Annotated in this window: 19 protein-coding genes; 8 read left to right on the plus strand and 11 right to left on the minus strand. The window is 48.0% G+C overall.

Translation table 11 applies throughout. The features are described 5' to 3' along the window. The gene (locus tag ACGHZ6_RS12780) at positions 1-315 is read left to right on the plus strand and encodes a hypothetical protein (protein WP_390614350.1); all 315 of its coding nucleotides are present in this window, start codon (positions 1-3) and stop codon (positions 313-315) included. 19 nt (positions 316-334) lie between these two features. Here the strand turns inward: ACGHZ6_RS12780 and ACGHZ6_RS12785 are convergent, their stop codons facing one another. Then, on the minus strand, positions 335-790 hold the full coding sequence (locus ACGHZ6_RS12785) for a MarR family winged helix-turn-helix transcriptional regulator (protein ID WP_390614351.1): 456 nt from the start codon (positions 788-790) through the stop codon (positions 335-337). A 631-nt stretch (positions 791-1,421) separates the two neighbouring features. Between ACGHZ6_RS12785 and ACGHZ6_RS12790 the strand changes: the two genes are divergently transcribed. Both ACGHZ6_RS12790 and ACGHZ6_RS12795 read left to right on the plus strand, forming a co-directional pair. After that, positions 1,422-3,086 carry a nitrite/sulfite reductase gene (locus ACGHZ6_RS12790; protein WP_390614352.1) on the plus strand — a complete coding sequence of 555 codons (1,665 nt, stop codon included), beginning with the start codon at positions 1,422-1,424 and terminating at the stop codon, positions 3,084-3,086. Next, on the plus strand, positions 3,070-3,567 hold the full coding sequence (locus ACGHZ6_RS12795; protein ID WP_390614353.1) for a DUF934 domain-containing protein: 498 nt from the start codon (positions 3,070-3,072) through the stop codon (positions 3,565-3,567). Before ACGHZ6_RS12790 ends, ACGHZ6_RS12795 begins: the two co-directional genes overlap by 17 nt. A gap of 94 nt (positions 3,568-3,661) precedes the next feature. Here ACGHZ6_RS12795 and ACGHZ6_RS12800 read toward each other — a convergent pair whose 3' ends face one another. From ACGHZ6_RS12800 to ACGHZ6_RS12810, 3 genes are all read right to left on the minus strand, one after another. Then, positions 3,662-4,468, minus strand: coding sequence for a formylglycine-generating enzyme family protein (locus tag ACGHZ6_RS12800; RefSeq protein ID WP_390614354.1), 807 nt, complete (start codon positions 4,466-4,468; stop codon positions 3,662-3,664). Positions 4,469-4,498: 30 nt separating this feature from the next. Beyond that, entirely contained in the window at positions 4,499-5,287 is a 789-nt protein-coding gene (locus ACGHZ6_RS12805) for a formylglycine-generating enzyme family protein (protein WP_390614355.1), read from the minus strand. Positions 5,288-5,459: 172 nt separating this feature from the next. After that, positions 5,460-6,497 (minus strand): helix-turn-helix domain-containing protein, encoded by a 1,038-nt coding sequence (locus tag ACGHZ6_RS12810; protein WP_390614356.1) that lies wholly within the window; start codon positions 6,495-6,497, stop codon positions 5,460-5,462. A gap of 139 nt (positions 6,498-6,636) precedes the next feature. Here ACGHZ6_RS12810 and ACGHZ6_RS12815 point away from each other — a divergent pair, with 139 nt between their 5' ends. Continuing rightward, positions 6,637-7,149: a hypothetical protein gene (locus ACGHZ6_RS12815; protein WP_390614357.1), complete on the plus strand. Its 513-nt coding sequence runs from the start codon at positions 6,637-6,639 to the stop codon at positions 7,147-7,149. Between the two features lie 25 nt (positions 7,150-7,174). Then, positions 7,175-7,969: a metal-dependent hydrolase gene (locus ACGHZ6_RS12820; RefSeq protein ID WP_390614358.1), complete on the plus strand. Its 795-nt coding sequence runs from the start codon at positions 7,175-7,177 to the stop codon at positions 7,967-7,969. A gap of 1 nt (position 7,970) precedes the next feature. Here ACGHZ6_RS12820 and ACGHZ6_RS12825 read toward each other — a convergent pair whose 3' ends face one another. Next, on the minus strand, positions 7,971-8,633 hold the full coding sequence (locus tag ACGHZ6_RS12825) for a TetR/AcrR family transcriptional regulator (protein ID WP_390614359.1): 663 nt from the start codon (positions 8,631-8,633) through the stop codon (positions 7,971-7,973). 235 nt (positions 8,634-8,868) lie between these two features. On the opposite strand from ACGHZ6_RS12825, the gene ACGHZ6_RS12830 reads away from it, so the two are divergent. Both ACGHZ6_RS12830 and ACGHZ6_RS12835 read left to right on the plus strand, forming a co-directional pair. After that, on the plus strand, positions 8,869-10,158 hold the full coding sequence (locus ACGHZ6_RS12830; RefSeq protein WP_390614360.1) for an aromatic ring-hydroxylating dioxygenase subunit alpha: 1,290 nt from the start codon (positions 8,869-8,871) through the stop codon (positions 10,156-10,158). A 55-nt stretch (positions 10,159-10,213) separates the two neighbouring features. Beyond that, positions 10,214-11,380: a cation:proton antiporter gene (locus ACGHZ6_RS12835; protein ID WP_390614361.1), complete on the plus strand. Its 1,167-nt coding sequence runs from the start codon at positions 10,214-10,216 to the stop codon at positions 11,378-11,380. A gap of 46 nt (positions 11,381-11,426) precedes the next feature. Here ACGHZ6_RS12835 and ACGHZ6_RS12840 read toward each other — a convergent pair whose 3' ends face one another. Genes ACGHZ6_RS12840 through ACGHZ6_RS12865 form a run of 6 tightly spaced genes read right to left on the minus strand, consistent with a single transcriptional unit; the run spans position 11,427 to position 18,312 of the window. Then, positions 11,427-12,839 (minus strand): SPFH domain-containing protein, encoded by a 1,413-nt coding sequence (locus ACGHZ6_RS12840; RefSeq protein WP_390614362.1) that lies wholly within the window; start codon positions 12,837-12,839, stop codon positions 11,427-11,429. A 33-nt stretch (positions 12,840-12,872) separates the two neighbouring features. Next, complete coding sequence (locus ACGHZ6_RS12845; protein ID WP_390614363.1) at positions 12,873-13,862, minus strand: YhdH/YhfP family quinone oxidoreductase; 990 nt, start codon at positions 13,860-13,862, stop codon at positions 12,873-12,875. A gap of 52 nt (positions 13,863-13,914) precedes the next feature. Continuing rightward, the gene (sohB, locus tag ACGHZ6_RS12850; protein WP_390614364.1) at positions 13,915-14,970 is read right to left on the minus strand and encodes a protease SohB; all 1,056 of its coding nucleotides are present in this window, start codon (positions 14,968-14,970) and stop codon (positions 13,915-13,917) included. A 46-nt stretch (positions 14,971-15,016) separates the two neighbouring features. Further along, on the minus strand, positions 15,017-15,667 hold the full coding sequence (locus ACGHZ6_RS12855; protein WP_390614365.1) for a cation/multidrug efflux pump: 651 nt from the start codon (positions 15,665-15,667) through the stop codon (positions 15,017-15,019). 42 nt (positions 15,668-15,709) lie between these two features. Next, the gene (gene nudC, locus ACGHZ6_RS12860; protein WP_390614366.1) at positions 15,710-16,546 is read right to left on the minus strand and encodes an NAD(+) diphosphatase; all 837 of its coding nucleotides are present in this window, start codon (positions 16,544-16,546) and stop codon (positions 15,710-15,712) included. Between the two features lie 29 nt (positions 16,547-16,575). Continuing rightward, the gene (locus tag ACGHZ6_RS12865; RefSeq protein WP_390614367.1) at positions 16,576-18,312 is read right to left on the minus strand and encodes a pilus assembly protein; all 1,737 of its coding nucleotides are present in this window, start codon (positions 18,310-18,312) and stop codon (positions 16,576-16,578) included. A gap of 426 nt (positions 18,313-18,738) precedes the next feature. Here ACGHZ6_RS12865 and nhaB point away from each other — a divergent pair, with 426 nt between their 5' ends. Continuing rightward, positions 18,739-20,244, plus strand: coding sequence for a sodium/proton antiporter NhaB (gene nhaB / locus ACGHZ6_RS12870; protein ID WP_390614368.1), 1,506 nt, complete (start codon positions 18,739-18,741; stop codon positions 20,242-20,244). Positions 20,245-20,305 lie beyond the last annotated feature (61 nt).

Raw genomic sequence — 20,305 nt, forward strand, 5'->3', positions numbered from 1 at the left:
ATGAAACACACTATCGCACTAATATCGGTTTTAAGCCTTGGCGCAACCCAGGCTCTGGCGGAAACGCGTACTGAGGGAGATGTGATCAAGGTTCCTGTGGGCCAACAGGCCTCAGATAAGCAACATATTCAGCGCCCAACACTGGGGATGAGCAAAGAGCAGGTAGAGAGATTGTTTGGTGAACCTCAAAGTTGGCAAGACCCCAAAGGAGAGCCGCCAATTACTCGCTGGGAATATCAGGACTTTGTCGTATATTTTGAAGGCAATTTTGTGATACATAGTGTTGTTAAAACATCACCCAATACCAACAAATAAAGACCTGCCTATAACGCTATTACACGTGTTTCCATAGCTCGAGGGTTTCAATACCACCTGCCCTGAGCATCTTTTGAATATTACCCTTTAACACCCGGTACTCTGTACTGGGTAGCTCTTTTAAAAAGTTTTGCTGGTGATTATGTGCGGCTTCATCCAAATGTCGCACCAAACGTTTACCTGCATCCGTAAGCACAACTTTTATAGATCGACGATCGAGACCGTCATGGTGGCGCTCGACCATGCCCTTTTTCTCAAGACGATCAACCAAGCGCGTAACGGCGGATCGATCCACACCGATATGAGCTGCAACCTGGGCTGGCGTTTGCGCTAAATCATGGGCCAGAACATTCATCACCATCCATTGAGGCCAGGTGACATCAAGGACCTGCAGCTCATGGTTAAAACGCTCCTGCATGACATTTGCCAAGCGAGAAACCCAAAAGGTAAAACTGTTATGCAGCTGAAAATCCATATCGTCTCCACATGCTATTGACCGTTGTCATAAAAATAATTGACACATCAACACTTGTCAAACCAACCAGTGGCTCGAATTTCGTCAATCTGCAGGCGTGAGAAAACCGCCCCAAGCGTAAACTTGGAGCGGTAAATATGGTTTTAAAGCTGTTTGGTGGCCGTTAGACCATTGCTTTGGAGGTTTACTGCCCACTAACCCAAAAAATGCATGTCGCCACAAAGATGGCGATTAAAGCTACGGCTGCAATGGCATCGGCTGTGCTATCACCGGTTTCCTGCATTTCAAAATGATCGTTCATTATTATTATTCTCCGATTAATTGGCTATTTAGTGGTTTCGGTTATTAATCCACAACCCAAGGAAAGCATAAGCGCGATATTTCGTGCAACTCGCCTTGCTTCGTTATAGCTATTTTATCTTAGTCTCAAATGGCATATGCATGTAACTAATAAGAAGTAACCCTTCTTGTTACCTTTAGATACAATTGGTCGGCTCGCGATTGCGATCAATTTGGTGTATCCTTTCGCGCCGTTTATTCGGGCCCGGTATGCTGATATGCGGGCAAATATAAGGATAAACCCCTGATTTAAAGGCAAATAGCCACAAAGAAACTAGGTGTACTACCACTTATGTACGTATACGACGATTATGATCATCAAATTGTGCGCGACCGTGTAGCACAATTTCGTAACCAGACTCAGCGTTACCTCGCCGGCGAGCTAAAGGACGAAGAATTCCTGCCGCTGCGACTACAAAATGGCCTCTATATCCAGCGCCTTGCCCCTATGCTACGTGTTAACGTGCCTTACGGTATGCTCAACACTACCCAGCTGCGCAAACTGGCCCATGTTGCCCGCCACTACGACAAAGGCTACGTCCACGTCAGTACGCGCCAAAACATTCAATTTAACTGGCCAGAATTGCCTGAAGTACCTGACATCCTCGCTGAGTTGGCTGAGGTTGAAATGCACGCAACCCAATCCAGTGGTAGCTGTATCCGAAACGTTACCTCTGACCAGTTTGCCGGTATCACGCCAGACGAAATCGTTGATCCACGCCCTTACTGCGAGATTATCCGTCAGTGGTCCACTTTCCACCCGGAATTCGCCTTCCTGCCGCGTAAGTTCAAAATTGGTGTAACCGGCGCCGAGAGCGACCGCGCTGCCGTACAACTTCACGATATCGGCCTGGAAATGGTCAAAAACGACCAGGGCGAGATCGGCTTTAAAGTACTTGTTGGTGGCGGCCTGGGCCGTACCCCGGTAATTGCCAGCGTTATCCGCGAGTTCCTGCCGGAAGAACAGATTCTTTCTTATCTCGACGCCATCATCCGGGTTTACAACCAGTTTGGCCGTCGTGACAACAAATACAAAGCGCGTATCAAGATCCTGGTGAAAGCCATGGGTGCCGATAAGTTCGCCGAGAAGGTTGAAGCCGAGTGGGAACACCTGAAAAACGGCCCCACTACCCTGACCAGTGAAGAAATCCAACGCGCCAAGAGCTTCTTTACCGAGCACGCTTACGAAAGCCTTGATGATGCTCAAGCAGAAGCAGCTCTGCAGAAACAAGCCGCTGACAACGTGGCCTTTGGTAAGTGGTTGTCTCGCAACACCCGCGAACACCGTGTAGCAGGCTATACCGCTGTTACCCTGTCACTGAAACCTACCGGTGTTGCCCCGGGTGATATCACCGATGGCCAGCTGGAAGCCATTGCCGATCTGGCCGACCAGTACAGTTTTGGTGAAGTGCGCACCACTCACGAACAGAATATCGTACTGGGCGACGTTAAAAAGTCAGACCTGTACGACCTCTGGCAAGCTAGCAAAACTCGGGGCTTTGCTACACCAAACATCGGCACACTGACGGACATGATTTGCTGCCCTGGCGGTGACTTCTGCTCCCTGGCCAACGCCAAATCCATTCCTGTTGCGGAAGCTATTCAGCGCACCTTTGACGATATGGATTACCTGTACGATCTGGGCGACATCGACCTCAATATCTCTGGCTGTATGAATGCCTGTGGTCACCACCATATCGGCCACATCGGTATTCTGGGCGTTGATAAAAAAGGCGAAGAGTTCTACCAGATTCAGCTGGGTGGTAACGCCAGTAACGATGCCAGCCTGGGTAAGGTACTGGGCCCATCCTTCTCTCGTGCTGATATGCCTAGCGTCATGCAAAAGCTGATCGACGTGTTTGTTGAACAGCGCCAGGATCAAGAACTGTTTATCGATACCTATCGCCGTATTGGTTTAGCCCCATTTAAGGAGCGCGTTTATGCCAAAGCTGATTAAAGATAACGCTATTGCCGACAACTCCTGGCAATTGCTGGAAAAAACCGACGCACCCGAATCTGCGGAAGTACCAACTGGTGAGGTCATTGTGCCCCTGTCCGTATGGCAGGCACAAAAAGACGCTCTCAGTGCCCGCAATGATGTTGGCGTTTGGCTCGATAGCGATGAAACCGCAGATTTGCTAGGCGCGGAAGCTCAGCAACTGCCTCTGGTTGCGGTAAACTTCCCTACCTTTATGGACGGCCGCGGCTTTACCGCTGCCCGCCTGCTGCGTGAGCGCTTTGGTTTTAACGGTGAACTACGAGCCATTGGCAGTATCATTCGCGACCAACTGTTCTACCTCAAGCGCTGCGGCTTCAATGCTTTCCAATTTGCTGACGACAGCAAACTGGAAGATGCCATGGCCTCGCTGAGCGATTTTAGCGAGACCTACCAGGCAGCTGTGGATCAGCCAATCCCTCTGTTCCGCCGTCGCGCCTAACAACTAGCACCAATCGTTAGTCAAAAAAAATCCGATACCTTTTGGGGTATCGGATTTTTTATGCCATTACAGGCTCCACTATAAACAACAGAACTCATTCATCCATCGCACAACGTATGCCTAACAAGTAACCTTCTCCCTCAGGTGAATACCCAAAGCGCAGTGTCGTCGTCAGCTCTGCTGGTGTGCGCATCGTAAAGCCGCCGCCTCTAACCGTTTTCAAACCATAACCAATCCACGGCCCGGTGGGATTACTTTTAGGACTGTTTTTGTAGTACTCAGGATCGTAGTTATCACTGGTCCACTCCCACATATTACCCGACATCCCCACAACGCCATAGGGAGAATCACCAGTCCCCTCACCATGGTAGACCGGCTGACTGGTACCACGGCCACAACCTGGCTGCGGCTTTTCTAATCCATTTGGATCCATCACTACATGATCACAGGTGGGGGGCTCACTGCCCCAGGGAAATTTACGTCCATCAACACCACGCGCCGCCTTCTCCCATTCAGCTTCAGTCGGCAGGCGCTTACCCTCTGACTTACAAAGCGACTCTGCCTGTTTAAAATCAACACAATTAACCGGATGATCATCATGCCAAGCGGGGTACTCCCAATTGCAGGAACCGCCAATCATAGGCTCGCTACAATCGCCCTTTTCCACACAGAGCTTATAGCGACGAAAAGTCACTTCGTATTTATCAATATAAAAACCTTTTAACTTAACCTTATGGGCCGGCACATCATCACCCACACAGTCATCATGATTACAACCCATGGTAAATTTACCTGCGGGAATGTGAATCATCTCGCTATCATCAAAGATTTGTGCATTACTGCCCAGACTAACTAACATTGCGGCGCCGAAAAGTTGCGCCGAGATCAGTGTTTTCTTCATATTTATATCCTCAACAAATTGACCAGACGCTTATTGGGCGCAACGAAAACCAACGGCAGGACTGTAATTAACGGGGTCGTAGGGGAAACGCGCTACGGTGCGTAACTCCCAGGCTTTACGGGCATAAAGATCTCCACCACGCGCGACACGATAGTCGCCGCTCCAGGGGCCCTTAGGATTGGATTCCGGGCTTGAATAATAGTAATAGTGGCCATAGTAATCTGCGGTCCACTCCCAGTAATTACCCGCCATATCCATTGCGCCATAGGGTGAAGCCCCCATAGGACGTGTGCCCGGTTTTTCTACCAAGCCCTTACCGCACGCAAGATTCCCCCCATCGCTTCCATCCATAACGGCAAGATTACAATTAGGCTCCTCATTACCCCACGGGTATAGATTTGGTTTAGGACCGCGGGCAGCCTTTTCCCATTCGGCCTCTGTAGGCAAGCGCTTGCCCTCAAATTCACACATCGTTTTGGCATTTTCCCAGGTCACACAATTGACAGGTAGATCCCCGACATTGGGCCATCCAAAGTTACAAGCCCCGCCCTGCCCTAACGGTTTACAACTTCCTTCAGCAATACACTTTTGATAGCGATCATAGGTAGCTTCGTATTTATCTATTTTAAATTTCTTTAACCAAACGCGGTGAAGAGGCATCTCGTTTTCGTAACAATCCGGATCTATCTTCTTGTTACAGCCCATTTGAAAATAGCCAGCGGGAACGGTCACCATTTCTGTGTATTTGAGCTCGGCATGACTGGTTGCGAGACTCAGCAAGCCAACCAGCAGAACCGTGTAGGTATATAGGGATTTCATGGAATACTCTCCGATTTATTGTTCTCAATGGAGCAAACGAGCCACTCAAAAGTCACTCGTCCGCACACTAGAAACAATAGCCAAATGACAAACGGAGAAGTCGAAAAATATTTCAAGTTACCGATATAAAGACCGGCCTCAGAATAAAACACACCTGAGATTATAAATATATCTACTTCCCCTTGGGGTGACGCCAATCCTGCGGGGAAATAGCATACCGCCTTCGAAAAGCCCGACTAAAATTTGAAGCCTCCTGATACCCTAGAATAGAAGCAATACTCCCTATATCCAGACGTTTTTCTGCAAGCAATCCCTCTGCATGTTCAAATCTCACAGTCTCCAGTAAAGACTTATAGTGACTGCCTTCAGCCTGTAACTTACGGGTTAGCGTACGTGGACTCATATGAAAGTAAGTCGCCATTTCCGACAATACAGGTAAATCAGGTTCCCTAAGCCCATTTGCCACAGATTCAAAATGGTACTGAAGCTCCGCCTCAACTCGCTCTGTCATGGTTAAAGCAAGCTGCCGCCTCAACTGCCCTTCACATTGATTAAGATTCAGTTGATAAGCTGCAGGATTGGATAAGGGCGAAACCTCGTCATATAAATCTGCCGGCATTGAAAAACCGGTAAAACCTGCATTAAATCTACAGGGCACACCATAAAAAGCACTCAACTCATCAGCACAATCAATTTGCTCAGCTGCGAAGCTAATCAGTAACTGCCTACTCCTCTCTTGCCCTACGATTAACTTTATTAATTTCTGAAGAATACGAATGACGCTTTGTGAAATAACCCGAGCGAAGACAAGGTCTTCATAGGCCACATCCATAGAAAACCGATACTGCTGCCCCAATTTATCCAACCGAGATACGAACGTATTTGTTCGCAAACTATAAAACTTGATCATAACTTCAAGCGCAGCCCCCAAAGTTGGAGCACTAACAGCGGCAAAGCCCACAGTCCCATGGGCATGCATACTCAATTGATCCCCTGTTCTTGCCCCCCATAAAAGATCATCAACAATATCATCCAAAGCTTTCACTATCGCCAAGTGGTGGCGACCACTGATATAGGTTGCTTTCTCAAGGCATTGAAGTGGAAGACCAAGAGACTGTAAAACTTCGTCACTCAATCCATTAGCGCGCAAAAAAACCTGTGCGTAAGCACTGGAACAACGTAAATCGGAACAACGTAAATCATCAGTCACAACAATCCCTCACTTGCGTTTGATACAACCACATTACAATTGACACTTAATGATCAACATAATGACCAACAATGAATCTCTCGCAGGTAACTGCTGATGCTACGCTCCTCACCTTCAAAATCTGTGAGAATTTCTAACAATGGACAGTATTAAACGAGAAAGTAACCCACCCCTTCCCCCCAATGTAAAAACACTCCAACTATCCTCAATCTTTCATGGTAGCGCAGCATTATTGATTGGTTTGCTTGCGGGAATAGGCCTCACCTACAGCGCCCTTGGAGAGATTTCTCTCTGGCCCATATTCTCCACACCGATAAATATGCCAGGCGATATAGCGCTTTGGCGTGCGGCCCATACCGGCAGTATTACCAACGGCATCGCCTGCATTGCCGCTGGATTGAGCCTTAACCTACTGAGCCTCCCCCTACCTACAGCACGACGTATCTGCTTCTCCCTGAAGATAATGGTATGGGGAAATATCATTTTCTATATTGCCCGCCTGTGGGGGACCAACCGCGGCCTGGCGTTACATTCGGAACAGTTTGGCACAGGCAATATGTTTGATGTCGCCAGCATGCTTCCAGCATTTGCGGCCATATTTTTTACCTTTTACGCCTTTGTAACCCTCATGCTTAGCAGTCGAAAAAAATAACCATAGATACCCCATAGAGATTACCATGACCCAATTAACTGTTCGAAAACCTGACTTCAGCTTTGCTTCAGACATCCCCTTAATTCCGGACCTTGAAGACATCAATTACTCATCATTGTCGTTTGCCACAAGCATTATTGCACCGCATATTGAACGCTACATCATTCGCTCCATGCGAAAGGCACTTCAAGCTATAGACAACCCATCCTTGCGAGAAGACATAAAAGCGTTCGCCAGTCAGGAAGCCAGCCACTTGCACCAGCACGACAAAATGAATAAAACTCTGCGCCAGAAGCTTTCACCTGAGGCCCAAAAAAACCTGGCACAAGCCGAAGATGATTTGAGTTCGGACTACAACAGATTTAGTAAATCAAAAAGCCTTAAATTTAATCTGGCCTATGCAGAAGGCTTTGAATCAGCAACCTGTGCCCTTTCACTGTGGGCGTTTGAACACCAAACCTTTAAAACGCTCGAATCTCGCTGGCAATCGCTACTGGAATGGCACCTGGCAGAAGAAATTGAACATCGCACCGTAGCATTTGATGCATTTCATGCTTTAGGCGGCCAATACAGCTACCGCCTGCTTTGGGGCAGCTACGCACAGCTTCACCTGGTCCGCTACTTATTGCGTTTTGCACAGTGTTACAAACAGACCATCACACCGCCAATCGGAAACAAAAATATACTTAAGCAACATCGCTGGTCATTGATTAGAAAAATCGCCAAAACTGTATTGCCCGGCTACTCCCCGCACAACCTTGAAATTGACAAAAGAATCAATGACACCCTGGCTAAATACTCCCAACTGCAGAAGACCTGATTTACGACAGATTTAAACACTGTCGTAAACTATTTCGCAGCATGCGGCGAGCATAAGTGATTTCAGAATCTGAGTGCCTGTTTTGCAACAGGCGCTCAGACAAAAACCACAATAATGAAAATAGCTGTACTGCATCCTCTTCCGGGAACTTACAACCCAAAGCTTGGAAAAAATGCTCCATAGCTTCAAGATCTTTTTGATCCTGAGCTCTAAGCGCACCAAAAAGATCCGGATTTTGCAGCATTTCGTTGCGAAAGATGCGATCCAACAGCATATAAGTAGCGCTATCTTCGTCGCCAGATGCAATGATATACATCAGGCTATTTACATGATCGTTAACTATAGCTTCCCTTACTTCACGGGCCTGAAGATCCTGGCCTTTATACTTTGCAAGAATCTTTTTGCCGACGCCTCGAGCCACCTCCATACCGACTTCATAACCCTCAAGATAATGCAGGAAAGCCTCTGTAATCAGCTGTGGAATATCCTTAAAGTAATAGGCGATAGAACTTTGGGTCACGCCGGCAACTTCTGCAACACTTTTGTACTTCACTGAGCGAATGCCGTCGCGCAGAATGATAATCAACGTAGCATCAAGAATGGCCGTCCGACTGGCTTTACCATCAGAGCGCGTTACAGGCTTGGAAACTACTTTTTTCACCATAATCAATCGTTCTCTTCTGCAAGCACGCTTTCTATATATTCCCTGTCCATTCCTTAAGCGAGCACTCTGTAATCTTGCACATATGAAAGCTCATATTCAAACCCATTCAATCCGTTAGCCTCTTCAAAAAGCCTAAGTTGAGAAAAAATTCGAGTTAGAGGGATTTACCTTGATGTAAATTGTCACAAATGACAATCTACATCAAGAAAGTATAGCAACCATCGAGACACAAACCATGGAAACCATCAAGCGTGGCGTAAAACCGAAGACAGCCCGACAACTCCTCCCTCAAGAAGCATACACCTCTCAGTCCTGGTTCGATAAAGAACAACGAGACCTTTTTAGCAAAGTATGGACATTTGCCTGCTCAATGGACGACGTCCCAAATCCTGGAGACTACTACTGTGTACAAGTAGGTCTATACCCCATGGTCGTTATTCACGGTCGTGATGGTAACGTCAGAGCTCTGCACAACGTCTGTCGCCACAGGGGGGCCGCGATCCTCGAAGGAACGGGCAACATGAAGGGCACCCTAACCTGCCCATACCACCGCTGGAGCTACAATACTGACGGTAAACTCCGCGGCATCCCGCAACAGCAAGAGCTTTTCGACGCGAACATCAAGAAATGCGAGTTGAACCTCAAAGCAGGTAGCCTAGGCAATTTCCGTAATCTGCTGTTTATTCATCCTCAAGCGGTCCCGGATGAGACCTTTGATGAGTATCTTGCTGACCTGCCTGAGCATTCCTGGCCAGCCAAAACGGAAAATCTTAAGGTTATCACCCGAGTTGAATGGGCCATGAATTGCAATTGGAAATCATTTGTTGAAAATGCCCAGGACGGTTACCACCTTTCACACCTACATAAAGACACCCTGCAAGGCCCCACTACTCAGGCTCAGGATTGGCGCCCACATGGCCGCCATTGGCATTGGTCTGGCAACGATTCGATTTTACAGACATCTATGGAGCGTATGACCACCAAGGAAAAAGCCAAGGTAACGTTAAATGCTCTTATGACTAACTGGACCCCACTGGAAGGGGTCGACATCAACACATACGGCGGCGAAGTATTTGGTTTCTTTCCCAGCTTTCTTGTCCAACCTCTACTGGACAATGTCGGTTTCGCAAAACTGGTGCCTGTTAGCCCCACCAAAACCCTGCTTGAAGTGTTTATTATGGTAGCCCCTTGGAAAAACAACCGGGAAAAGGCACAACGTCTTAAAACCCTGGCTGATTTTGCTCCCCTCCCAGGCGTGGGCTATCGCAAGGATGGCAACGTCAATATCGACAGACCGATTACCCTAAAAGATATTGAGGGTCACGCCCTGGATTCAGGTAACTTCCACATTGAAGACGTCTGGCAGGTAGAAATGGTGAATAAAGGAACTTTATCACCCGCGTATGAAGTGGGCCCGCTCAGTGGAGCTAATGGTGAGACAGCCCTGACTTATTTCCAGCAAATGGTACTTGATTACCTGGCGGAGAATGCAGACAAAAGGGAAACACAGCCAATTCCGGCTTGAGCCGCTGCCTGAAGCCGCCCATAATAGTATCCAAACAACGTAAATAATGAGCAGTATGGGCGAGCATCTTTTCCAATCATTCTTTTTAATTTTTACAGGCGCTGCCGTTATAGCGTCTCTGGCGCTGTATACGCGCCAACCCCTTCTGGTTGCCTATATCGCCCTGGGTGCCCTTCTGGGCCCCTATGGCTTCGGTTTGATTAACGACGTTAATCTCGTTACCGAAATGTCACATATCGGCATCATCTTCCTGCTATTCCTGCTCGGCCTGGATATGCAGCCGAAAGCCCTGCTCAGTGTTCTGCAAAAAGCCACCAGCGTAGCCCTAATTAGCTCCGCTATCTTCGCTGTTATGGGGTATATCATTGGTTATGCTTTCGGCTTTAGCCATCAGGAAAACCTGATTATCGGCATGGCCATGATGTTTTCCAGCACCATAATTGGCATCAAACTCTTACCCACTACCGTACTCCACCACAAGCACACAGGTGAACTGATGGTGGGCTTACTGTTGTTTCAGGATTTTCTGGCAATTCTGTGTCTTATGATTCTGCTAAGTGGCGATCTGGGTAAAGTCGACCCACAGCAGTTCGGTATGACCATTGCCGCTCTGCCTGCTCTAGGGCTCGCAGCTTACCTGTTTGTGCGCTTTATCCTGCTGAAACTGATCGCCAAGTTCGATCGCTTTCATGAATATATTTTTCTGCTGGCCATTGGCTGGTGCATGGGGCTTGCGGAATTCGCCTCAATGATTGGTCTGTCGGCAGAAATCGGCGCCTTTATCGCAGGTATCACCATCGCCACCAGCCCAATCGCTCAATATATTGCCATTAGCCTGAAGCCTCTGCGCGACTTCTTCCTGATCCTGTTCTTTTTCTCTCTCGGGGCGCGATTTAATCTCGGCTTACTGGGCGATGTCATCATCGCCAGCCTGGTCTTGGCCGCGGCAATCCTTATCATCAAACCCATCACCTTCAGAGTCCTGCTAGGACGCATGAGCGAAAAGAAATCCCTAGCCTGGGACATTGGCTTTCGCCTGGGGCAAATCAGTGAATTCTCACTACTGATTGTGTTTATGGCAGTCACCAATGGCATGATTGGTGACCGAGCATCAGTGCTGATTCAGGCCACGGCAATTATGACCTTCCTGGTATCGAGTTATATCGTAATCTTTAATTACCCGAACCCGATTGCTATCAGTGATCGATTAAGGCGGGACTAAAAAGAGAATAAGGAAGGAGATTCCACCCCTTCCTTAATTTGATTTATTATTTCTGATTATTGGCAATACTTCTATCAAAGCTTAGGCGCTTCGCTGCATCAAGGGTTAAAAGCTGCATAAATGCCTTAGCTTCGCCATCTCCTCCAACCGGTGTACCACCACTAGAACCAAAGACATTAGTTGGCACAGCCCGCTTAGAATAAGCCTCTGCCCAAAGTTTTTGAATTTGAACCTCTGCATCTAGCTTTTGTGCCAAAGCATTATCCGCTTTCAAAATAACTTTCTTTTTATATGCCTCAGCATCAGCCAAGGTTCGCAGAGTTTCAGCCTCAATCTTAGCCTTTTCGTACTGGATCTGAGCAGTCTCTTTTTCGATTTGCGCCTGCTCCTTTAGCTTTTGAGCTGAGGTAATCGCCAGTTGCTTCTCTGTTTCAGCCTCTGTCGTACGCTGAATTTGCACAACCTTGGCTTTCGCCTGACGTTCAGCCACCTCACGCTCCCCACGAGCAATTGCCAGGAGACGCTGTTCCTCTTCCTGAACTCGTTGCTCCCGAGCAATAGCCCTATCAGCACTAGCCTTTTGCTTTAATTGCATACGCTCGACAAACTTTTTATTGGGGCGCATATCTGTTACACGAGCATCTACAACAGAAATACCAAAGGCAATAAACTTCTGCACCTTACGCTTGGGCTGACCGTTTTCATCCAAGATCTTTCTAACCTCAAATGTCACCTTGGTTTCATCTCCGTAGTCCTCCTGTTGTGCCCCCAGCGTAGCATTGGCTGTAGCTTTTGCCTTTCGCTTGGTCTTTTTGGTCACCTCCACTCGACGAACAATAAAAATACCCGCACCCATCTGCTGTTCAAAACCACTATTAAACTCGGTGCGACCACCAGAATAGTAGTCCTCAGCACTCATCAAACTAGCTGATGCCTGTAACGTCTCCTTGAAGGCAGGAATCAAGGCAGTGCGTAGAAGATTCTCTGGAGAACGATACTCATGGGCTAACTGAAGAAACTGCTCTTCATCAGAAGGGATAGAGAATCTCGCAGTTGCTTCAGCGTGGGCATCTACTTGATCAAGGAACATAATGTTTAGCGGCGGCAAAGAGGCACTAGATCCACCAAACTCTTTTTCCGCATTAACACTATCTGAGAACCCAGTAGCCGCCTGGACAGTCATGGCACGCTTCCAAGCGTTATAACGCCCAAATGGATAGAATTTGTAGCCTGGATCAGACACTACCTCTTCATTACCCAATACAGTACGAACATGATAGATGTAACCCGGCTCCGCATAGAAAATACTGTTACTTAACAAACCAACGGCTAGCGATACAAAGAGTACCGCAGTAACCGGCTTCATAAGTACACCGAAGCGTTCGACCGGCAAATAACCCAGCTTAATGGCTAAGACAATCAGCAGGCAGGTAGCCGCAACTAAAAAAGCAACAAACATAACATTCCCTTGTAATAGATAGGTAAATCGATATTAATTTAATTTGACGAGATAACGCCCCAACGCATTACCGTTAAAGATACGATCCAGGTATTGCGGCACCTGCTCTAGAGAGATTTCCTCTGCCATAGAACCCAGTCCATCCAGCTTAAAATCAGACGCCAGCTTCTGCCACACATCAGCCTTGGTCGCTAACGGCAATTCCACACTGTCGACACCGAGCAGATTGACATTACGTAAAATAAACGGGAACACATTGGCTTTAAAGTCTGCAGCGGCGGCCAAACCACAAGCGGCTACACTGCCACCATATTGCAAGGCCTTAACAACATTAAAAAGATAATCTCCGCCCAGAGTATCGATACCGTGCGCCCATTGCGGCTTAACCATAGGCTTGGAGCTGAACTCGTTGAGACTATCACGCTCAATAACGCAGTTCGCCCCCAGATCGTTAAGGTGCTGGGAGGCTTCCAGCTTGCCTGTTGCAGCCGTCACTTTAAAACCCAGCTTGGCTAACAGTGCGATTGCCACTGTTCCTACACCACCGGTTGAACCGGTGACAATCACGTCGCCATCTTCAGGCTTAGCTCCAGCGTTCAGTAACTTCTGCACACACAGGGCTGCTGTCAGGCCTGCTGTTCCCAGAATCATGGACTCACGCATTGATATACCTTCTGGCAATGCCACAGCCCAACTTGCAGGAATACGGATATATTCCGCCAAACCGCCATCGGTGTTCATACCCAGGTCGTAACCGGTGATAATAACCTTATCACCGGCTTTATACGTGCCAGAGGCATCTTCAACCACCTCACCAGCGGCATCGATACCTGGCGTGTGGGGGAACTTACGGGTAACACCACGATTTCCGTGGGCCGACAACGCATCTTTAAAATTCAGTGATGAGTAATGTACACGAACGACCAACTCACCTTCAGGTAAGTCATTGAGGGTCCGCTCAACAATGGATTTTTCAAACTCGCCATTGGCGGTTTCTTCTACTCGCAGGGCTTTAAAATTCATAACTCTCTTTCTCTCTCAATATCACACCGAGTACAGCCACCAACTTTCCTGTTTAAGAAAAGAAGCGGCTGTTTTGCATACGTGACAACCACGACAGCAGTAGACGATCTGCCGCCCCTTCAGCTGCAATACCCAGTTTTTCAGGCAGGCTTTTCTTATGGGCAAACTCAATTTCGTAAATATCACTGGCTTCAAGCTTGGACATCAGATATTCATCACTGGTCTTAAGCTCATCAATCAGCTTTTTGTCCAGTGCGCGCTTACCGAACCAGACATCACCATTGGCAACATCGCTAATATCAACCTGCTCGCGGTGCTCGCTAACGAAGCCTTTAAAAAGATCGTGGGTATCTTCCAGGTCTTCGATAAACTTCTCTCGATCCTTATCGGTATTCTCACCAAACATGGTTAAGGTACGCTTGTGCTCACCGGCGGTAAGCAGCTCAAAATCAATGGCGTTTTTCTTTAGCAAGCGATGGAAGTTTGGCAACTGTGCCACAACGCCAATTGAACCCAGAATAGCAAAAGGTGCAGCCAGGATCTTATCTGCCACACAGGCCATCATATAACCGCCACTGGCCGCTACTTTATCGACACACACAGTTAACGGAATACCCTGGGATTTGATTCTTGCCAACTGGCTTGAGGCCAAGCCATAACTGTGAACCATGCCACCACCACTTTCGAGGCGCAGCACCACTTCATCCTTATCGGTGGCCAGCATTAACACAGCACTGATTTCCTCACGCAGGCTTTCTGTCGCTGAGGCTTTAATATCACCATCAAAATTCAATACGTAGGTACGTGATTTGTGTTCAGTATCAGAACTGTCTTTGCCAGCCTTCTTAGCGGCTTTTTTCTCTTCTTTTTGCTTTTTCTTATCTTCTTTATGCTGAAGCTTCAGCACTTCTGGATCAACCACAACATCTTTGAGGCTATCACGCATCTGGTCGTACTTTTCATTGAGGTTAGTCACCTCAATATGACCCTTCTCTCCCGCTTTACCACGGCTTGAAGCAGCAGCGATAATCGCCACAATAATGCCGACGGTGATGATAATTGTGATCGATTTGGCCAAGAACAGACCGTAATCAGATAAAAACTCCAACGTATACTCCAGCTAATAAATAGTTTGGTAAATTTCAGAAAATGATTTACTGCCAACGATTAACAGCACTTTGTGCTCTATCATTGAGCGGGCGGGCCAATAATCCCGTCGTTGAAACGCGCACCTCATAGAGTGCACCATCGGCCATGGGTACAAAGGTGGCACTGCCATAGGCTGCATCAATCCCTGGCCAGCCCTCCGCTGACTTAATCCATTGCCAAACATCAACGGTTGATTGACTGCCGTTTAAATCGTAAACGGTACGCTCCGCATTACGCTCCTTTTCAAGAGAATAATAACGCCCACCCAAACGATCCATACGGTATCCGGGTTTTAGGCCCCAACGCGCAAGACTGCCCTTCCATTTCAAAAAACGGGCATCCAGTTGCCACTGATCACCGCGCAGCTCATAGCGACTCTCACGGCCACTGGCATCCACAAGCAGTACACGATAATGCTGGGTACCTAAAGCATCAAAACTTAATGTGGCAATCGTTTGCTCGGATTGAAGTTGTTTGTAGCTAAATACATCAACAGCGGCAAAAGCCATAACCGCGCCGAATAGAATCAACGCCGTGCCCGCCATGCCTCGCAGCCACCCCAACAACCAACCACGCTTCCACAACAATGCGCCTGCTGCCCACAGCAGCAGACAACAGAGCAGCGCAATAAATAAGGCTAGACCGTCAAAGAGCATAAGAATTCCTTTTGGGCTCTACGTTTGCTTTAGCTAGTGTTATCAGCCCAGTCGACTCTGTATAAATGACTGAATCAACTGGCCGGATAAGGTTGAGGGTGGTGGAATCATACGTGGCAACTGATCAAAACGGTACCAATTGGCCTCGGTAATTTCGACACCATCAACGGCGATATCACCACTTTCATATTCCGCATGAAATCCGAGCATTAACTGGCTCGGGAAAGGCCAAGACTGACTGCCAAAATAATGCAACTTGCCAACCTTGAGGCCGACCTCCTCCATCACCTCACGACGCAGCGTTGCCTCAACCGTTTCACCCGCTTCAATAAAACCTGCCAACGCACTGAACATGCCCGGCGGGAACTGTGCATTATGAGCCAATAAACACTCGTCACCACGAGTCACAACCGTAATCGCACAAGGCGACAACCGAGGGTAATACTGCATGCCGCAGGAGCCACAGACCTTGGCTCGTTCTTCCGTGTGCCCCTCTGTTTCAGAGCCGCAGCGTCCACAAAAACGATGATCCCTATCCCAGGCAATTACTTGCAAGGCACGGCTGGCCAATTCAAACATAACAGGGTCTAACAACCCCATAATAGCTCTGAGACCATCCCATCCATGCCCATCTGGTGTTACCGAATCACTTACTGACACGGCAAAGCAATGACGGCCGTCCAGGCTCCCAAGATAATGGGGTTCAGCAAGCTTTTCTATACCGGAAAAACGCCAAACATTGCCCTCCAGTGGCTGCCAAGGTTGGCGTTGTGGGCAGAGCAGTTTGCCATCGGCAACGGGAATCATATAGCTATCGGATAAATCCCCACCTGGGGCAACAACCCCCGGATTAAATATTCGGTTCAGTGGTTCAAACATAATTAATCTTTTTTATCGCTTCTTACCGGCTAGACTCTAAAACCTAGCGCCTGAAGACTCTCCTCGGCAATTTCCAACACTGCATCACTGGCATTCTTATCGGACTTAATGGCGTCCAAGTAATATTCCAAGCCAATAACTGCATCGGCAAAGGTTTCCAGCAGCTGCTGCAGGGCCGCAGGCTGGTCATTTTGCAGCAGGGATTCTTCGATAAACGCCGCACAAGCCGCCACAACATTGGCAGCCCGATCAAGGTGCAAGACAATCATACCGCCGCGAACCCCGTGCAAGGTTGCTGCAACATTCTTGATATGGCCGCGGTCATAGTTTGATTCAGCAAATGAGTTCAGAGCCCGCTTAACCAGAGCCAGGCCGGATTCAGCTTCCTGGATAACGACCATCTCTGCTTCTGCCAACTGGCTGGAAGCGATAACTTCAGCACGCGCAATCGAATTGGCTTGAGCCAATTTATCATCGGATAGATGCAACTGATCCAATCCTGAAACGGTACTTTCAACGTAAAGCAGCGCGTCAGCCACCTCAAGCAAGTCCTTGGCATCGCCGGTTTCACCGCTATCCCGCCAACCTTCAATTTTGGTAATTTCCTGCTTCAGGGTATTACCGGCAGCGGTTAACCCCACAACTCCCAGGATATCTGACACCTTGACCAGGGTATCAATCAATTCTTCATAATCCGAAATGATTTCTGTGCCGCCCTGAGAGGCATTCTCAAGAATTTCCTTGGTGCTGCGCAGCTCATCTTTTAATACCGCTGCCACCGAAGCCACCGTGTTAACACTGGGGCCCTTTAATGCTTCTTCTTCACGGCTGAGTTCCTTGGCGGTATAGGTAAGCGGCTCAAATTGATAAGTCTCCTGCACCGACTTGCCGTGCTCTGTTTGACCTCCTCCAAGCGCAACCCAATAGATCAGGTTTTTCACCATGGCATCAGGTGCATCGCGATCGAATGCTTTTGTTCCCTCAGCCTGCAGTAACTTGATTTGGCGATCGATCACCATTAACGCCAACTTACGGGTTTTGTTTAAATTCACGCCATCCTGAGACAGTGATTCAATAGCCCCGACACCCAACCACCACAACTTGGCAATCGGGCGATCGCCGCTTATGATTTCCAATCGCTCAAGGGCACGTTTCATCAAGCCTAACGCTGACTTAGCCTGCTTACCCTGCAGCACATTTAAAAGCCCTACCTGGTACATATGACGTAAACGACGTACCAACGCGGGCGTATCTTCATCGAATGTTGCAGAGGTTCGACGTTTGGGGCTGTAGCTGGCACTTAGATCGACTTCAAAGAAATAACTTTCAGGCAACGGCGTTTCATCTCTCGCCTGGCGCAGCTCATTGATATAAGAAATCAATAGTACCGGCAAACCCCGTCGGGTCTGCTGAACATACTCAAGATAGCGCGGTAAGATGAAGAAGCCACTGGAGAGAATATCCAGCTGCTGGTCGACCTTATCATTTTGGCCTGGGGTAATATCTTTCGCCAGCGCCAACAGTTCCTCTGCCAGCAAATCTGCACCGTAGAGCTGAATTAAGCTCAGGGTACCGCTAATCTTTTCGATACCCTCAATACAGCCCTGTAAAAGCTCTGCGTTGTCTCGATCAGCGACAAAACGCTCCAGTTTTGAAGCAGAATCTTCTACTTCAGCAACCAGTTCCCCTCTGACCAAGGCCAAAGAATTCAGATTAATTTCTTCGCTATGGGCCACAACAACCTTCTTTTCTTTCTTATTAGGCACATTCAGACGCGCTTGTACGGTCTGATAACATAAAATTGCTTACATCTTGGTAGTTTAACTTATAGAGCTCAAGCCTTTTGTCAATAACATTTGCCAGGCTTGATCAATCGCTTAAAGCGCAGCCAGCTTGCTCAGGCTTCAGCCACACCCTGCTCACTAATTAAACAGCAATCAAGTAACTTCAACTATACTCTCAAAAAATCACTTAAATTTCAGTGTGAAATCATTGAAATGCTTGAATTTTTTATAAATCAAGGTAGCTTTTGCCAGACGTTTATCACTATGAAGCAAAATGGCGCTAAAACCATAGTTTTCGTAGGTGTTAGGCACCTTATTTTCCCCTTTAGAGGGTAAAAAGTTTCTCTTTTTTGATATGTACTGTCTGATTTTTAGCCAACTGCAAGAGTCAGACCAAGGACTCCTATTATGACAAGAACATTAGGCCAAGCCTTCGGCCAGAACTTTTTGGGGCAAGCTCCTAACTGGTATAAACAGGCTATCGTCCTATTTCTGGTAGCGAACCCCATCTTATATTTCACTGCGGGACCATTCGTTACCGGTTGGCTACTGATTGGTGAATTCATTTTTACCTTGGCTATGGCACTAAAATGCTACCCCCTGCAACCTGGCGGCCTGCTGGCTTTACAAGCCGTTGTCCTAGGACTCACGAGTGCAAAAACGGTCTATCATGAAGTTGAAGCAAACCTCCAAGTAATTCTGCTGCTCGTCTTTATGGTGGCAGGCATCTACTTCATGAAGGACCTGCTGCTCTATACCTTCACCAAGATTTTGATCAAGATTCGATCAAAAACCTTATTATCACTGCTGTTCTCCTTTATGGCGGCCGTGCTGTCTGCGTTTTTAGACGCACTGACGGTCACCGCGGTACTGATCAGTGTTGCGGTGGGCTTCTACTCGGTATACCACAAGGTCGCTTCTGGCAAAAAGGTGCACCACCAACACGATCACGGTGATGATCATCAGGTGACTGAATACCACCGTGAAGACCTGGATAAGTTCCGTGAGTTCTTGCGCAGCCTGATTATGCACGGCGCTGTAGGTACTGCCTTGGGTGGTGTTTGTACTTTGGTAGGTGAACCTCAGAACCTGCTGATTGCCGAGCGTGCAGGTTGGAACTTTGTTGAATTTTTCACCGTGATGGCGCCGGTCACTATGCCTACGCTGGCTGCTGGCTTGGTCACCTGTCTGGTGCTGGAAAAAATCAAAATACTGGGTTATGGCTCCCAATTGCCGGAATCTGTTCGTACAGTATTGGAAGATTTTGCCGCCGAAGAAGATAAAAAGCGTGGTCTTCGCGACAATGCGGCCCTGATTAGCCAGGCTCTTATTGCCCTGATTCTGGTTGCCTCACTGGCTCTGCACGTTGCCGAAGTGGGTCTGATTGGCCTGATGATCATCGTACTGTTAACCGCATTTAACGGCGTTATCGAAGAACACCAAATTGGTCACGCCTTTGAAGAAGCCCTGCCCTTTACCGCACTGCTGGTTGTTTTCTTTGCGGTTGTTGCGGTGATCCATGAACAACACCTGTTCTCACCCATCACCAATGCCGTACTTTCCATGGAGCTGGATGCCCAGCCATCTATGCTGTTTGTAGCAAACGGTGTGCTATCCATGATCAGTGATAATGTGTTTGTGGCGACGGTTTACATCAATGAAGTTGAGCAAGCCTTCCGCGCAGGTGAAATCACCCGTGATCATTTCGATAAGCTGGCCATTGCCATCAACACCGGTACTAACCTGCCATCAGTAGCTACACCTAATGGCCAAGCCGCCTTCCTGTTCCTGCTGACTTCAGCCCTGGCGCCATTAATTCGCCTTTCCTACGGCCGTATGGTGCTTATGGCGTTGCCATACACCCTTGTACTGTCCGTTGTGGCTCTGGCCTGTGTTAATGCCTTTATTGTCTGATGTATAAGCCGTGTAATTAAGTGCCAAACACACGTTACACAGTGCATTAAGCAAAAACCCG

It is taken from the genome of Maricurvus nonylphenolicus (genome assembly GCF_042854845.1).
In the GTDB taxonomy this organism is placed as follows: Bacteria; Pseudomonadota; Gammaproteobacteria; order Pseudomonadales; family Cellvibrionaceae; genus Maricurvus; species Maricurvus nonylphenolicus.

Coding starts and splice junctions, on each gene's coding strand:
- ACGHZ6_RS12855 (WP_390614365.1), bottom strand. CDS start 15,667: ATGCTCTTTGACGGTCTAGCCTTATTTATTGCGCTGCTCTGTTGTCTG.
- ACGHZ6_RS12835 (WP_390614361.1), top strand. CDS start 10,214: ATGGGCGAGCATCTTTTCCAATCATTCTTTTTAATTTTTACAGGCGCT.
- ACGHZ6_RS12845 (WP_390614363.1), bottom strand. CDS start 13,862: ATGAATTTTAAAGCCCTGCGAGTAGAAGAAACCGCCAATGGCGAGTTT.
- ACGHZ6_RS12820 (WP_390614358.1), top strand. CDS start 7,175: ATGACCCAATTAACTGTTCGAAAACCTGACTTCAGCTTTGCTTCAGAC.
- ACGHZ6_RS12840 (WP_390614362.1), bottom strand. CDS start 12,839: ATGTTTGTTGCTTTTTTAGTTGCGGCTACCTGCCTGCTGATTGTCTTA.
- ACGHZ6_RS12780 (WP_390614350.1), top strand. CDS start 1: ATGAAACACACTATCGCACTAATATCGGTTTTAAGCCTTGGCGCAACC.
- ACGHZ6_RS12830 (WP_390614360.1), top strand. CDS start 8,869: ATGGAAACCATCAAGCGTGGCGTAAAACCGAAGACAGCCCGACAACTC.
- ACGHZ6_RS12815 (WP_390614357.1), top strand. CDS start 6,637: ATGGACAGTATTAAACGAGAAAGTAACCCACCCCTTCCCCCCAATGTA.
- ACGHZ6_RS12790 (WP_390614352.1), top strand. CDS start 1,422: ATGTACGTATACGACGATTATGATCATCAAATTGTGCGCGACCGTGTA.
- ACGHZ6_RS12825 (WP_390614359.1), bottom strand. CDS start 8,633: ATGGTGAAAAAAGTAGTTTCCAAGCCTGTAACGCGCTCTGATGGTAAA.
- ACGHZ6_RS12795 (WP_390614353.1), top strand. CDS start 3,070: ATGCCAAAGCTGATTAAAGATAACGCTATTGCCGACAACTCCTGGCAA.
- nhaB (WP_390614368.1), top strand. CDS start 18,739: ATGACAAGAACATTAGGCCAAGCCTTCGGCCAGAACTTTTTGGGGCAA.
- nudC (WP_390614366.1), bottom strand. CDS start 16,546: ATGTTTGAACCACTGAACCGAATATTTAATCCGGGGGTTGTTGCCCCA.
- ACGHZ6_RS12805 (WP_390614355.1), bottom strand. CDS start 5,287: ATGAAATCCCTATATACCTACACGGTTCTGCTGGTTGGCTTGCTGAGT.
- ACGHZ6_RS12800 (WP_390614354.1), bottom strand. CDS start 4,468: ATGAAGAAAACACTGATCTCGGCGCAACTTTTCGGCGCCGCAATGTTA.
- ACGHZ6_RS12785 (WP_390614351.1), bottom strand. CDS start 790: ATGGATTTTCAGCTGCATAACAGTTTTACCTTTTGGGTTTCTCGCTTG.